Annotated in this window: 13 protein-coding genes; 9 read left to right on the plus strand and 4 right to left on the minus strand. The window is 39.6% G+C overall.

Annotation, left to right across the window (positions count from 1 at the left end; all coding sequences use genetic code 11):
* Positions 1 to 42: 42 nt before the first annotated feature.
* Both P3L40_RS02715 and P3L40_RS02720 read left to right on the plus strand, forming a co-directional pair.
* Positions 43 to 1,163, plus strand: a protein-coding gene (locus P3L40_RS02715) for an IS3 family transposase (protein ID WP_181247428.1) whose coding sequence is annotated in 2 segments (ribosomal slippage) — positions 43 to 301 and positions 301 to 1,163 — 1,122 coding nt in all. Because the reading frame shifts where the segments join, the coding sequence is not laid out codon by codon here.
* Positions 1,164 to 1,297: 134 nt separating this feature from the next.
* Positions 1,298 to 1,543: a hypothetical protein gene (locus tag P3L40_RS02720; RefSeq protein ID WP_001548021.1), complete on the plus strand. Its 246-nt coding sequence runs from the start codon at positions 1,298 to 1,300 to the stop codon at positions 1,541 to 1,543.
* A gap of 482 nt (positions 1,544 to 2,025) precedes the next feature.
* Here P3L40_RS02720 and P3L40_RS02725 read toward each other — a convergent pair whose 3' ends face one another.
* On the minus strand, positions 2,026 to 2,433 hold the full coding sequence (locus tag P3L40_RS02725; RefSeq protein WP_196732253.1) for a helix-turn-helix domain-containing protein: 408 nt from the start codon (positions 2,431 to 2,433) through the stop codon (positions 2,026 to 2,028).
* 242 nt (positions 2,434 to 2,675) lie between these two features.
* Complete coding sequence (locus P3L40_RS02730) at positions 2,676 to 3,848, minus strand: MFS transporter (RefSeq protein ID WP_196732255.1); 1,173 nt, start codon at positions 3,846 to 3,848, stop codon at positions 2,676 to 2,678.
* A 331-nt stretch (positions 3,849 to 4,179) separates the two neighbouring features.
* On the opposite strand from P3L40_RS02730, the gene ivbL reads away from it, so the two are divergent.
* From ivbL to P3L40_RS02750, 4 genes are all read left to right on the plus strand, one after another.
* A complete protein-coding gene (gene ivbL, locus P3L40_RS02735; RefSeq protein ID WP_136134426.1) occupies positions 4,180 to 4,269 on the plus strand; it encodes an ilvB operon leader peptide IvbL in 90 nt (29 codons plus the stop codon).
* A 103-nt stretch (positions 4,270 to 4,372) separates the two neighbouring features.
* On the plus strand, positions 4,373 to 6,070 hold the full coding sequence (gene ilvB, locus P3L40_RS02740) for an acetolactate synthase large subunit (protein WP_196732271.1): 1,698 nt from the start codon (positions 4,373 to 4,375) through the stop codon (positions 6,068 to 6,070).
* A 2-nt stretch (positions 6,071 to 6,072) separates the two neighbouring features.
* Entirely contained in the window at positions 6,073 to 6,357 is a 285-nt protein-coding gene (gene ilvN, locus P3L40_RS02745) for an acetolactate synthase small subunit (RefSeq protein ID WP_004260877.1), read from the plus strand.
* 195 nt (positions 6,358 to 6,552) lie between these two features.
* A complete protein-coding gene (locus tag P3L40_RS02750) occupies positions 6,553 to 7,215 on the plus strand; it encodes a hypothetical protein (RefSeq protein WP_004260874.1) in 663 nt (220 codons plus the stop codon).
* Here P3L40_RS02750 and P3L40_RS02755 read toward each other — a convergent pair.
* Positions 7,212 to 7,769 carry a helix-turn-helix domain-containing protein gene (locus P3L40_RS02755; protein WP_004260872.1) on the minus strand — a complete coding sequence of 186 codons (558 nt, stop codon included), beginning with the start codon at positions 7,767 to 7,769 and terminating at the stop codon, positions 7,212 to 7,214. The two genes, P3L40_RS02750 and P3L40_RS02755, sit on opposite strands and share 4 nt — an antisense overlap.
* Positions 7,770 to 7,980: 211 nt before the next feature.
* Here P3L40_RS02755 and P3L40_RS02760 point away from each other — a divergent pair, with 211 nt between their 5' ends.
* Together P3L40_RS02760 and P3L40_RS02765 are read left to right on the plus strand one after the other, a co-directional pair.
* Positions 7,981 to 8,733 (plus strand): sulfite exporter TauE/SafE family protein, encoded by a 753-nt coding sequence (locus P3L40_RS02760; protein ID WP_094961400.1) that lies wholly within the window; start codon positions 7,981 to 7,983, stop codon positions 8,731 to 8,733.
* A 94-nt stretch (positions 8,734 to 8,827) separates the two neighbouring features.
* Complete coding sequence (locus P3L40_RS02765; protein ID WP_110592626.1) at positions 8,828 to 10,111, plus strand: MFS transporter; 1,284 nt, start codon at positions 8,828 to 8,830, stop codon at positions 10,109 to 10,111.
* 46 nt (positions 10,112 to 10,157) lie between these two features.
* Here P3L40_RS02765 and P3L40_RS02770 read toward each other — a convergent pair whose 3' ends face one another.
* Positions 10,158 to 11,846, minus strand: coding sequence for an ArnT family glycosyltransferase (locus tag P3L40_RS02770; RefSeq protein ID WP_196732258.1), 1,689 nt, complete (start codon positions 11,844 to 11,846; stop codon positions 10,158 to 10,160).
* Between the two features lie 617 nt (positions 11,847 to 12,463).
* Between P3L40_RS02770 and P3L40_RS02775 the strand changes: the two genes are divergently transcribed.
* On the plus strand, positions 12,464 to 13,810 hold the full coding sequence (locus P3L40_RS02775) for an NCS2 family permease (protein WP_004260863.1): 1,347 nt from the start codon (positions 12,464 to 12,466) through the stop codon (positions 13,808 to 13,810).
* Positions 13,811 to 13,842 lie beyond the last annotated feature (32 nt).

Genomic DNA, 13,842 nt, shown 5'->3' on the forward strand with positions numbered 1-13,842 from the left:
CGATGTTAGTAATGTCTTCATAAGCCACATGAGGACATCCCCATGAAGAAGCGTTTTTCCGACGAACAGATCATCAGTATTCTCCGCGAAGCCGAAGCTGGGGTACCCGCCCGTGAACTCTGCCGCAAGCATGCCATTTCCGATGCCACGTTTTACACCTGGCGTAAGAAGTATGGCAGTATGGAGGTGCCTGAAGTTAAGCGCCTGAAGTCGCTTGAGGAAGAGAACGCCAGACTCAAGAAGCTGCTTGCCGAAGCCATGCTGGATAAAGAGGCGCTTCAGGTGGCTCTTGGGCGAAAGTACTGACGACAGACCAGAAGCGGGAAGCCGTGATGCTGATGTGTGATGCGACCGGTCTGTCGCAACGTCGTGCCTGCAGGCTTACAGGTTTATCCCTGTCGACCTGCCGCTATGAGGCTCACCGTCCGGCTGCTGATGCGCATTTATCAGGGCGCATCACTGAGCTGGCACTGGAGCGCAGGCGTTTTGGCTACCGTCGTATTTGGCAGTTGCTGCGCCGTGAAGGGCTTCATGTTAATCATAAGCGCGTGTACCGGCTTTATCACCTCAGTGGCCTGGGCGTAAAACGCAGAAGACGTCGTAAAGGGCTGGCAACAGAACGTCTGCCGCTGCTCCGTCCGGCGGCGCCCAATCTGACCTGGTCGATGGATTTCGTCATGGACGCACTTTCCACCGGTCGCAGGATCAAGTGTCTTACCTGCGTCGATGATTTCACAAAGGAATGCCTGACGGTCACTGTTGCCTTTGGGATTTCAGGCGTTCAGGTCTCGCGTATTCTGGACAGCATTGCACTGTTTCGAGGCTATCCGGCGACGATAAGAACTGACCAGGGGCCGGAGTTCACTTGCCGTGCACTGGATCAATGGGCCTTTGAGCATGGTGTTGAGTTGCGCTTAATCCAGCCGGGCAAGCCAACGCAGAACGGATTTATTGAGAGCTTTAACGGACGATTTCGCGATGAATGCCTGAATGAGCACTGGTTCAGCGATATCGTTCACGCAAGGAAAATCATTAATGACTGGCGGCAGGATTATAACGAGTGTCGTCCACATTCAGCACTGAATTATCAGACGCCATCAGAGTTTGCAGCACGGTGGCGAAATGGAAAATGTGAAGGTAAACAAACCGACCTTACTAACTGACGGTTGTATCTAATCCTGGGGGCAGGTCAGTGCAATGATACGTACTAAATGGTTTGAAATAATGTAATGTAAGTTGTTGATATATAATCATAGTTATAGAAATGATGTATGATGGTACTAGCGGGGGAGCTCTAATGATCCAGATAATTATTGAGAAATGCGGAGATAGCCCGGTTTTCAAAATACCAGAAGCAATTATGGAAAAAGTTGGCTTCAGTATCGGCGATGCTATTGATATTGAAGTCAAAAATGGCTGTATCATTATTGGCCCAGCGGAACTGGTTAAATATTCCCTTGAAAATCTTATAGAGGGCATTTCTGAGGTTAATCTTCACAACAGAGTTGACTTCAGGCTGCCAATAGGCAAAGAGTTGCTCTGATTCTCTTTTAGACTAATTCCAGAAAATTGGAATGATTGCGGCGAGCAACAACCAAGAGAGGAAAGTAAAGTTTTTAGTCGTAATAAAGGATATTTTTTACTAGAAACTTCACATAGTTAATAAATTATCATATAACAATATGAAATTATTATATTTTTTTGTTTTCTTTCCACTATCAGGTAATTAGAACCGTTCTAATTTATTTGCTGATTAGAATGCACAAAAAATAAAGGCTTCCTTGTGAAGCCTTTATTTTTTAATAAAGATAAATGTATAAAATTATATACCCAAAAAATTATTATTTTTTTATTAAGATAGTAAAGTAAATATAAAACTAAAACCTTAAGGTTTTATTAATTTTAAATTAAGGTTTTCTTAACTAAATGGGAAATAATAAAGCCCCAGTAGTTAACTTACATGGGGCTTTGTATTGGTAGTGTTATTAAAAAAGGAAATATAAATTTTATTTTCATATTAGCGTATCAAGCTACTTTAGGTTCCAGTAGTAATGGGTCATTTTGACTTTCACCCGATAGGCGATAGATTGACGGTGACATACCTAAATAAGCTCTAAATCGCTTTGCAAAAGATTGTTGGGAGTCGAATTGGTATTTTAATGCAATATCAATAACTTGAAGCTCGGTGGAACATAGGTCTTTAGCGGCTTCACAAATTCTCCTTCGGCGAATATATTCACCTAAAGGCATACCTACGACTTTTCTAAATACTCTTTGTAAATGCCATTTTGTATATCCTGATCTGAGTGCGATATCATCGAGTAATAAACGACTGGTTAAGTTCATTTCAATCCAAACTAATATTTCATTAACAACTGTAGATTGAAATTCTGTGTATTTCCCATTACAGGGAACAGGGATTTCTTTATACATAATATCTTCCTATTAGTTACTTTTTAATCTTATCCGTCATTAAGTCAATAGCCAATAAATAAATGGTAAACAAAACCGAATACAGTTTGTTAATTTGTAAAATAGACAAAATACCGATTTTTAATTAGTTTATAGCCAGTAGAGTTTATCTTAAGGAGATATATTCATAATGATATCGATTAGCAACAGATGAAACTATTACGCCCTTTGAATATAAAAACACGGTACTATGGTAAAGCTCTTCATTGGTTGCTGGGGATATATTTCTTTAGCTTCCAGAAACTAATTAAAATTATGGCTGATATGACGACAGATAGGGTATTCATCGTCTGCCAACCGAATGTGAAGAAAAGAACCCCTGCTCCTAAGCTACCTATTCCACCGAAGAAATAGATAAGAAAATCGGTCATTCCCTGCACTTTAGCGCGTTCATGAGCTTCATAGGTATGTGGTAATAGGTTAGTAGTGCTGATTAAAATTAAATTCCAGGCGACACCGACAAAAATACCCGCCAACAAATAATTGTAAAAATGGTTACCTAGCAGGTTCATAGTCGCTGATAAAATTAACAATATGATACCGCAGAAAATAATGCGTTTTGTCCCTAAATGATGAATTAATGTTCCAGTGAAAAATGACGGTGCAAACATACCTAATACATGGAATTGAAATACAATTGCAATAGAGGAAAAGGCGAAATCATGTTGTTTCATAGATAACGGTATCGAGGCAAAGGTGAAAACCACAATGGCATATCCAACTGCGCTAACAATGGCGATTAATTTTAAAATAGGTTGTGAATACAATGCACTGTAGTCGCGTTTGACTAACACTTCATCCGATGGCGTTTTCACTATTTTCTTTAATGGCACAATTAATAATAGAATAAATGCGATTACATAAATGGCGGCTAACGTGATGAACGGCCCTGCAAACGGGTATTCTGTAAAAAATCGTTGGGTGGTAATAGCTAATGTTGGGCCGATTAAGGCTGCGGCAATGCCTCCTCTCATAACTAGGCCAATGGCTTTTGCTCGTAAAGAAATGGGGGCTTCTTCAATTGCGGCAAAACGGAATTGTTGTGCAGTACCAATAGCAATCCCAGTAAAAAACAGTCCAATAGAAAAATAAATTAAATGGCTTTCTATCACGCCCAGAATAGAAAAGCCTGCGCCGATTAACCCACCGATGTTACCAATAATAAAGCCTACTCTTCTCGAATACTTTTGCATTAAAAACGCGATCGGAATAGTTGCTAGGATTAAGCCAACGTACTGGCTTACCAGTGGAATTGTTGCATAAGTTGGGTTGGTAGCCAGTTTTTCGCCAATAACCACTGCTACAGAAAGGACAATAGCATTTCCTGTGATAAATAATGCAAGTGTGATGGCTAACCACCAAACGGATTTTGGCATATATCCCTCTGTTTATTAATTAAAAATCAATTGGTTAATATTTCCATCAAGGGCGCAATCCCCTTGATTGGAGCAAAGGATACAACTTGAAGTTGACTTTAAGTCAAGGTTTTTTGGGTGATTTAAAATAGCGATTAATGCTGTATTTTTTTATTTTTGTAGATAATATCTCCATTAGAGTGGTGTGTGATGAATGTCGCAATTACCATTCCTTTGGAATAAAACAAGAAAAAATGATTGTCATCCTGAGAAATTTATGTTTTCTTAAGAAAAGAAATTGAAAAACAATAATCAATAAATTAGACAGACTAAACAGGAAAATCCCGTGAACATGATTACTAATCACTCAAACCTACTACTAACCGCGCCATGTGCCGCGGTGGTCGTGCGTGTGGTGGTGGTCGTGGGCATAGCGCCGTAACGGGTACAAATCAACGCAGATTTAGAAACCCCGCCGGCGCAAACCGAGCGGGGTTTTTTATCACCTCTCGCTCGGATCCGCAGGCTAGCAAAGGATAATTATGATGAGCGAATCGGGCACCACAACACCACATAAAACCCGCTTTACGGGTGCGGAATTAATCGTACATTTACTGGAAAAGCACGGTATTACTATCGTTTCAGGCATTCCAGGTGGAGCGGCTTTACCTTTTTATGACGCATTAGGTCAAAGCCAGAAAATCCGCCACATACTGGCACGTCATGAGCAAGGTGCGGGTTTTATAGCTCAGGGAATTGCTCGTACCACGGGAAAAGCCGCGGTTTGTATCTCTTCAAGTGGCCCTGGTGCGACAAACTTAGTGACCGCTATCGCAGATGCAAAGCTGGACTCTATCCCGCTGGTTTGTATTACTGCTCAAGTTTCTTCATCAATGATTGGTACAGATGCTTTCCAAGAAGTTGATACCTATGGTATTTCGATTCCAGTAACGAAACATAACTATTTGGTTCGTAATATCAATGAATTGCCACAAGTGATTTGTGATGCTTTTCGTATTGCAGAGTCAGGCCGCCCTGGACCTGTTTGGATTGATATTCCAAAAGATGTTCAAACAGCCACAATTGAACTAACTGAAATACCAGAAGTATTACCGAAAGATAAAGCCCCTGTATTTGACATGGAAAAAGTGCTACAAGCGGCTGAAATGATTAATAACGCGAAACGTCCAGTACTGTATTTTGGTGGTGGGGTAATTAGCTCCGATTCTACAGAAACGGCGATTGCATTTGCGGAAAAAGCATCATTACCGACAACCATGACACTAATGGCACTTGGTACTATCCCGATGCGGAACCCCTTATATTTAGGGATGTTAGGTATGCATGCTGCCGCAAGTACTAACATGATTATGGAAGAATCGGATTTGTTAATTGTGATTGGCGCGCGTTTTGATGATAGAGCGATAGGGAAAGCTGAGAAATTTTGCCCTAACGCAAAAATTATCCATGTGGATATCGATAAAGCAGAAATTAGCAAAATTAAGCGCCCAGATATCGCCATTCATGCAGATGCGGGGCAAATATTGGAATTGTTATTGCCTTTAGTTGAACGTAATGAGCGCACAGAATGGATGGCGCAAGTTAATCAATTAAAAGAGAAATATCCATTGAATTTTAGCGAGGCTGATAACCCGTTAAACCATTATGGTTTAGTTCTGTCTACGGCACGTGCAGCAGGCGAAGATGCGATTGTGACAACGGATGTTGGTCAGCACCAAATGTGGGCAGCCCAAGCTTATCCTCTGTCTCGCCCACGTCAATGGCTGACATCAGGTGGGTTAGGTACCATGGGTTTTGGTCTGCCTGCCGCCATTGGTGCTGCGCTGGCAAAGCCCGAAAAAACCATTGTGTGTTTTTCCGGTGATGGCAGTTTGATGATGAATATTCAAGAGTTGGCAACCGCAGCGGAGCATCAACTGAATATCAAAATCATCTTAATGAATAACCAAGCGTTAGGAATGGTACATCAACAGCAAGATTTATTTTTTGAAAACCGCATATTTGCTGCAGCTTATCCGTATCAAACGGATTTTATCAAGATTGCGGAAGGGTTTGGTCTGCAAACTTGCGATTTAAATAATGAAGCAGACCCAGAAATGGCATTAGAAGCGATAATGAATACCAAAGGTCCATGTTTGATCCATGCCTTGATTGATGTTAATCAAAAGGTATATCCAATGGTTCCGCCGGGTGCAGCTAACATTGATATGATTGGAGCGTAATTATGGTATTTGAACATCATCCGATTGCTTTAGAGCTAATTGTTCGTAACCACCCAGGTGTTATGTCACATATTTGTGGTTTATTTGCCCGTAGAGCATTTAACGTTGATGGCATTCTATGTATGCCGATTAAAGATAAAGATGAGAGCCGTATATGGCTATTAGTACAAAAAGATGAGCGCTTGTCGCAAATGATTAACCAAGTTGAAAAATTAGAAGATGTTCGGGAAGTACGCTTTAGTGATGATTTGCGTCTTTTCGAAACAATGGAAAATTATTTGCAGTAATTCTGATATTAAACTTTATGATTTAAATAGCCCATTCAATTGCATGGGCTATTTTCTTTTACATTTAATTATAGTGATAATTTAGGGTTTCCTAAAACGAACAAGGATGATATAAAATCAGCTACTGAATAATGATTCTCTGAATGTATTGCAGGTTTGTATTTCGCAATATGAATAATAAACAGGTATAAAATTATGCAAAATAATATCTATTTGTCGGACACCTATCAGTATGAAGTTGAAACATCCCTACTGGTACAAGGGCATGATGATGAAGGTCATTGGATAGCTTTAAAAGATAACATTTTTCACCCACAAGGCGGCGGACAACCCATGGATACAGCATGGGTGAATGATATACCTGTTCGTATTAAGAAACAATCGGGTGGGCTAATTGTAGGATACATACCTGAAGGTGTTACTTTTAGCCAAGAAAATAATGTGGTTGCAAGGGTGGACAAAGAAAAACGTCAGCGCTACGCTGCTCTTCATACCGCCGGTCATTTGTTGAATTGGGAATTGCGTCGTTTTGGCTGGCTTGCACAAAAAGGCCATCATTTTCCTGATGAATCTCGAGTGGAATTTAGCATGATGGAAGGGGATGTTACTCCTTTTGATGAACTCGATAGCCAATATATTGAAGATATTGTTAACCAAAGCATTCGTAGTGGACGCTCCGTTGCAATAAAGCAAAAGGATGATTTACGGATCAGTTATATCGACCAAACTGAAGAAATGCCTTGTGGTGGAACGCATGTTTCTTCGCTAGATAACATTCAGCATTTTTCAATTAAGTCGATGAAATTTAAAAAGGGGACACTGCGCATTAGTTATGATGCACAACATGCCGTAATTTAAACGCTATCACTAAGATGGGAGTAGGTCATAACAACAGTTGCTTGAAGTTCTCCTTCCATACAGAGATAACTATGTGGGAAATCACCACTGAAAGCATAAAAGTCCCCCGCCTCTAAGACGATATTTTGGTCGTTATGCAGTCGTAACATGAGTGAGCCAGAATTCACCATAATGTGTTCATGGGTTCCACTCATATGGGCGGGGCTATTGATGATAGCGCCTCTCTTCATGGTCAATTGCCAAATTTCAGAGATATTTCCCATGCTAATGCGAAATTTAAACTGTTGTGAATACTCTTTTTCGCTGGGAGTGGCTTTGAGGAAATAGGGATAAGCCTCATGTTGCCGAGTAAACAGGTCGCTAAGTGGAAAGCGTAGGGCAATAGCAATCGACTCTAATGTATCAATACGTGGGTTTGAGTCACCGGACTCCAGTTTGGATAAAGCTGCTTTCGATATTCCTGATATACGCGATAGTTCGTTTAGCGAAAGGTCTCTTGCTTGCCTCAGTAAGCGAATTTTTTGCCCGATTTTTATATTAATTTTTTTATCCACAATGTGTCTTTACCTGAATTTTAATTTATTGTGCTAATTCTGTATTACTCAGAGAAGCAAATTATACACTCTTAATTGTATATTGTATTTAAAGCGGCTATTTTGTTTTTTGATATAGATTTGAAATTTAAAACCCTACAAAAATAAAACTATTTTCTGTATTTGAAAGAAACTATAGTGAGGATGTTAAAAAACGCCTGGAGCTAAGGTCATGCCGTTTGAATTATTATCACCAGAAATGGCGATTTGTTTCTCAACACTGCTTTTTGCTTATTTGGTTTTTGGCATGGCGGGCTTTGGTTCAGCCCTGATTGCAACACCAGTATTAGCAATGTATTTGCCGTTAAATATGATTGTTCCAATTTTGGCGTTAATTGATTTAACTGCCGCGATTTTAAATTTATTTAAAGATGGTAAAAATGCGGATTATCAGGAAATTAAATGGATAATTCCACTAATGATAGTGGGGAGTTTAGTCGGTGCTGCGATTTTATTAAAAACTCGCCCCGATATACTCGTATTACTACTTGGGTTATTCGTTGTAGGCTATGTACTCCATGCTTTCTTTTCTAAAAAAGCAAAATCACCCTTTTCAAAAGCATTAGTTGTTCCATTTAGTTTAGTGGGTGGTGTTTTTAGTGCTTTATTTGGTAGTGGTGGCTTTATTTATGCCATGTATTTATCTAGCCGAATTGAAGATAAACAGCGTTTTCGTATCACTCAAATGACATTAATTGGGTTTAGCACACTAACTCGAGTCGTGATATTTTTAGTGATGGGGGTGTATCTCAATCTAGATATTTTATTGATTGCTTTAGCGTTTTCTCCCGCCATGTTAATTGGTACGTGGGCTGGACGGCATATAACATTAAGAATTTCACGTGAAAGCTTTTTAAAAGTTATTAATGTCATCATTTTATTATCAGGTGTTGTGCTGCTTTATCGGTATTTTTTCGTCCTTTAAGTATTTAGAACGTCAAAAATAGTTTCATAAAGATAAATAGCAGAATATATAAGTCGTGTTACAATCACCGCAAACATTATTAGTTTCACTAGTAATGATGTGGTTTTTTATTTTTCATAATAATCTATTTTATGGAGTTAAAATCTGTTCTTTTGTAAAAAAGAAACGGGTTAATTTCAACATGAGCTCTGATAATCAGCGTTTACAAAATTTTCGTCGTTCCCCATCTTTTGCTATTTTTACTATCACTATGAGTATTGCGGTCATTGGTATCGTTATTGGGCTAAGTATTCCAATGGTTGCGCTTAGGCTAAATAACTATGGTTTCAATGAGTTGTATATTGGCATTATTTCGGCGGCACCTGCATTAGGCATGTTTTTAATTGCACCAGTGGTTCAACGTATTGTGCGTTGGTCAGGTAAGCGAAAAGCAATGCTATTGGCAACGATTGTTTCTGCCATTAGCTTATTACCACTATTGAGTACGTTACCTCTTTGGTTATTATTTCCGTTACGGTTAGTAACGGGCTTAGCGAGTGGTGTGATGATTTGCTTGGGGGAAACGTGGATTAACGAATTATCGCCTGAAAATAAACGGGGCCGTATTTTGGCAATTTACACTACAGTCTTCACAGTAAGCCAGCTACTTGGGCCTTCATTTATTGCTTATTATGGCGTGGAAGATAAATCACCTTTATTGATTTGTACGTTAATCCATTTAATCTCTGTGGTGCTATTTATTTTAATGGATCAAAAAGTCGGTGACCGTTTAGCTGAAAATGCCGCGAAATCTAATTTTTCAATTATTCAATTTGTAAAAATTGCACCGGGTATTTGTGGTGGAATTTTATTTTTTGCCTTCTTTGACGGAACTATTTTATCGATGTTCCCGATTTATGGTATGGGAATGGGGCACACAGAGGCGGTTGCTGCATTAATGATTAGCGCCATTCTTGCTGGGGATGCCATTATGCAGTTACCTTTTGGCTGGCTAGCAGACCATATGAATAGAGAAAAACTGTACCGAATTTGTGGCATTATCACACTTGCAGCCAGTCTATTATTGCCCTTCCTTATTACTCAACCTTATCTAATTTGGGTATTGCTGTTTGTTTTAGGGGCGACTGCAGGGGCAATTTATACCATTGCTTTGGTACAAATCGGCCAATATTTCAAAGGGAATGAGTTGATCATCGCTAATGCAGCTGCCGCTATGCTGTGGGGAATTGGCAATTTATCAGGGCCATTACTTGCTGGGGTTGCGACTTCAATCTCACCTGTAGGTTTACCGGTGTTATTGGTTCTGTCTGTAACAGTATTTTTATGGTTCACACGAGAAAAATACAGCGCCCAAACGGTTGAACAAGTTATCCAATAAGCTGATTTGCGGTGCTTTACTCAAATTAGCGAGCACCGCATATAAATTATTCAATAACTTTATACACAACTAGATTTTCTCGGAATTCATCTGGGCGGTGATTGTGCCAGAATAACTTCATGCCTTGTGGCGCAGGTTTAATCGTTTTTGAGAGTACAATTAGCCAGCGGCATTGTTCAGGTTTTTCAAACTGGTCTTGGCGTTGGTGTAATACGCCAGTGTAATAGTAGAGCATTGGCGCTTCAGATTCGCCAATATTATCAGAAGCCATACAATCATTTTCTGTAAATTGGCCAGATAAATGCTGGTTTAAATCGACAAAAACCCCTTCGAAACCTTTTGCGTAGTCTATCCACCCCAAAAACAAGGTTAAAATTACCCCCCAAACAGCACATAAGCCTAATAACCAGTTTTTCATCATATGAAAAGCAGGTGGTATAGGGTTTGGAATAATTTTATTGCGTAAAAACCATACCAATGTAATTAACAGAGCGCAGATAAATGCAATGGAAGAAAATGGCATTTGGTAGCTCATGGGGAGCCAGCGGCTAAATGGAGCTAGCCATTCTTGTTGATGACCAGTCAAGGCGATGAAATAGCAAGCCCATAAAAAAAGAATGAGTACAGACCATAAAATAGCCGCAAATCGGGCAATTCCATTAAGGATTTTTTCAGGGAAACTAAGTAGTGTTTGGGTTCCTAAAATGGCCATTGGGGCAATAAAAGGCAATAAATATAGTGCGCGACCAGAAGCTGATATCTGTAGGAAAACAACGCCTAATAAAGGAAATAGTGCTAACAGAAATTCGTTTGAATTAAATAAACGCTTAATTGGGTGCCTTAGAAAATAAGCGACAGCTAGTAAACCGGAAGGAAAGGCAAATAAGGAAACCGCTGCAGGGATCCGCGTTAGGTTAGCTTTTGCGCCTAATTTCTCAACAGAAAAACCAAAGAAACGGCCGATATTATTTTCCCAAAACCACACTATAAATAAATCAGGATGCTGAAGGTAGAGTTGGATAGGCCAAGGTAAAATAGCGATAAGGGCGATTAAGCCTGCGGTTAAGCTGTGCAACCAAAATTGCTTAGTCCGGCACTGAGCAAGAAAAATGGGAGATAAAAATAGGCAAATCCAGAGAACTCCGGGGATGAAAACGCCTTTTGACAACATGGTGACGATGGTTCCAAGAGATAACCAAAGTGCAGACATGCGCATTTTTTGTTGTTGTATCAGCCCCAATAACCCATACAGACCAATGGTTGCGCCTGCCATCAGTGCAACATCGGTAAACATATCATGACTATGCCTGATAATACCGGGGGCACAGGCATACAGTGCAAAAGCGACCCAAATGCGAGTATCAGTGAAGTCTGTGGCTTGGAAAAAACGACGTGCCAAAAGAATAAAAAATGAAAAATTGATCACCGAAAAAAATAAGCTTGCACTACGAGCTGCATCATAAAGTGGCATGAAGCTTGAAAATAAATGAGAGGTAATAGCTGCAACCCAATAATAAAGCGGGGGTTTTTCCATAAATGGCTCACCCGCATTTGTAGGTACTAACCATTTACCAGTCTCATACATAGTTTGAATAATACCAAAACTATAATTTTCATCTTGTTTCCAAGGGCTGTGGCTATATATTCCTGGTAATAAATACATAGCAAGAAAACTAATGAAAAGTAGTAAAATACTCCGCTGTAATATGATTAATGGTGCATTCTTATTTGACATTTTTAATATGTTTTATGTGTTTTTTACTTGATTAAATTGAAACTATAACTGCAGTTGATAATAATTCAGGTTATATACTTAAATATATATTTACTCAGCAAGTGATATTTATTTTTTAATAAAAAACAATAGGAACTGTTTTTTTAGCTCTATTTTTAGAAGACGCATATTACCACCAGTAAATAAGTTTTTAGCTATTGGTTTTGTAAGCAAATATTCTGGGATTGTATCAAAAAAATGATCCCCCTCTTTAAACAGACACTATATGAAAGGTATTTAGCTATTTTTACGTAAAGTAAATGTAACTAAAAAGAATCATTATTTGAAAATAATCTTTATTGCATAAGAATCTGCATATTTGGGTGCTAAAAAACAGCAAATGGGTAAGAAATGCTAAAAATACTTGATCATTCCCCCTGTTTAGAATGATAATTACCCCCCTCACGATACGTTTTATTCTATTTTAAAAGCCAAACGATTGCGCAACTGTTTTTATTGGGGTTTTTTTCTCAGTTAGTTTATTTTTTCTTAAAAACGTAATCGTTTACGTCAACGTATAGGTTAGTTGTTAGCAGTATTTGAGAATCTTCGTTTTCCATTAACAGCAGAGGTATACCATGTCAGGCCAACAGGCTTCATCCAGTTGCAAATTGGATTCATTTTTCAAGATAACAGCGCGCGGCTCTTCAGTTCGCCGTGAAATCATTGCAGGATTAACCACATTCTTAGCGATGGTTTATTCTGTCATCGTTGTACCTGGCATGTTAGGGCAAGCAGGGTTCCCTCCAACTGCGGTCTTTATTGCAACCTGCTTAGTGGCTGGTTTTGGTTCTTTATTGATGGGGTTATGGGCCAATCTACCAATGGCGATTGGCTGTGCTATTTCACTGACTGCATTTACCGCATTTAGTTTGGTATTAGGGCAGCAAATTAGTATTCCTGTGGCATTAGGTGCCGTATTTTTAATGGGGTGTTTGTTCACCATCATTTCTGTTACAGGTATTCGTAGTTGGATATTACGCAATATGCCAATGGGTATTGCACATGGTACAGGTATTGGTATCGGTTTATTTTTACTGTTAATCGCTGCTAATGGAGTGGGTTTAGTGATCAAAAACCCAAATGCAGGCCTGCCTGTTGCTCTTGGTGAATTTACGTCTTTCCCTGTTTTGATGTCACTCATTGGTTTAGCGGTTATTTTTGGTTTAGAAAAACGTCGTGTTCCGGGTGGTGTACTCCTCGTTATTATTGCAATTTCAATTATTGGTTTAATTTTTGATCCCGCAGTGAAATATCAAGGTTTCTTCAAGTTGCCTTCATTGGGTGATGACGGGCTTTCATTGGTTTTCAATATGGATATCATGGGCGCATTACAGCCAATGGTATTGCCAAGCTTACTTGCATTAGTCATGACGGCGGTTTTTGATGCGACAGGCACTATTCGTGCGGTGGCGGGGCAAGCGAATTTATTGGATAAAGACGGTCAAATTATTGATGGCGGTAAAGCGTTAACCGCAGACTCTGTAAGCAGTATCTTTGCGGGTGCGATTGGTGCATCTCCTGCGGCGGTATATATTGAATCTGCAGCAGGTACCGCCGCTGGTGGTCGCACAGGTTTAACCGCCGTGGTTGTCGGCGTATTGTTCTTACTTATCCTCTTTTTATCGCCGCTATCTTATTTAGTGCCTGCCTATGCAACAGCTCCAGCATTGATGTATGTTGGGCTTTTAATGTTAAGTAATGTCTCTAAGCTTGATTTCGATGATTTTGTGGATTCAATGTCTGGCTTATTGTGTGCCGTATTCATTGTTCTGACTTGTAATATCGTCACGGGGATCATGTTAGGCTTTGCTGCTTTGGTTATCGGCCGCATTTGCGCAGGCGAATGGCGCAAATTGAATATTGGTACTGTGATTATTGCTGTACTTTTAGTGGTGTTTTACGCTTCAGGTCTGGCAATCTAAAGTGGATTATTTCAAAAAGGTGGCTAGGGTTG

Source organism: Providencia sp. PROV040 (assembly GCF_032706145.1).
Lineage (GTDB): Bacteria > Pseudomonadota > Gammaproteobacteria > Enterobacterales > Enterobacteriaceae > Providencia > Providencia hangzhouensis.

Excerpts from the sequence above, each read along its gene's own strand:
- ilvB (WP_196732271.1), top strand. The coding sequence starts at position 4,373 with ATGAGCGAATCGGGCACCACAACACCACATAAAACCCGCTTTACGGGT.
- ivbL (WP_136134426.1), top strand. The coding sequence starts at position 4,180 with ATGATTACTAATCACTCAAACCTACTACTAACCGCGCCATGTGCCGCG.
- ilvN (WP_004260877.1), top strand. The coding sequence starts at position 6,073 with ATGGTATTTGAACATCATCCGATTGCTTTAGAGCTAATTGTTCGTAAC.
- P3L40_RS02750 (WP_004260874.1), top strand. The coding sequence starts at position 6,553 with ATGCAAAATAATATCTATTTGTCGGACACCTATCAGTATGAAGTTGAA.
- P3L40_RS02720 (WP_001548021.1), top strand. The coding sequence starts at position 1,298 with ATGATCCAGATAATTATTGAGAAATGCGGAGATAGCCCGGTTTTCAAA.
- P3L40_RS02730 (WP_196732255.1), bottom strand. The coding sequence starts at position 3,848 with ATGCCAAAATCCGTTTGGTGGTTAGCCATCACACTTGCATTATTTATC.
- P3L40_RS02770 (WP_196732258.1), bottom strand. The coding sequence starts at position 11,846 with ATGTCAAATAAGAATGCACCATTAATCATATTACAGCGGAGTATTTTA.
- P3L40_RS02725 (WP_196732253.1), bottom strand. The coding sequence starts at position 2,433 with ATGTATAAAGAAATCCCTGTTCCCTGTAATGGGAAATACACAGAATTT.
- P3L40_RS02775 (WP_004260863.1), top strand. The coding sequence starts at position 12,464 with ATGTCAGGCCAACAGGCTTCATCCAGTTGCAAATTGGATTCATTTTTC.
- P3L40_RS02765 (WP_110592626.1), top strand. The coding sequence starts at position 8,828 with ATGATGTGGTTTTTTATTTTTCATAATAATCTATTTTATGGAGTTAAA.
- P3L40_RS02760 (WP_094961400.1), top strand. The coding sequence starts at position 7,981 with ATGCCGTTTGAATTATTATCACCAGAAATGGCGATTTGTTTCTCAACA.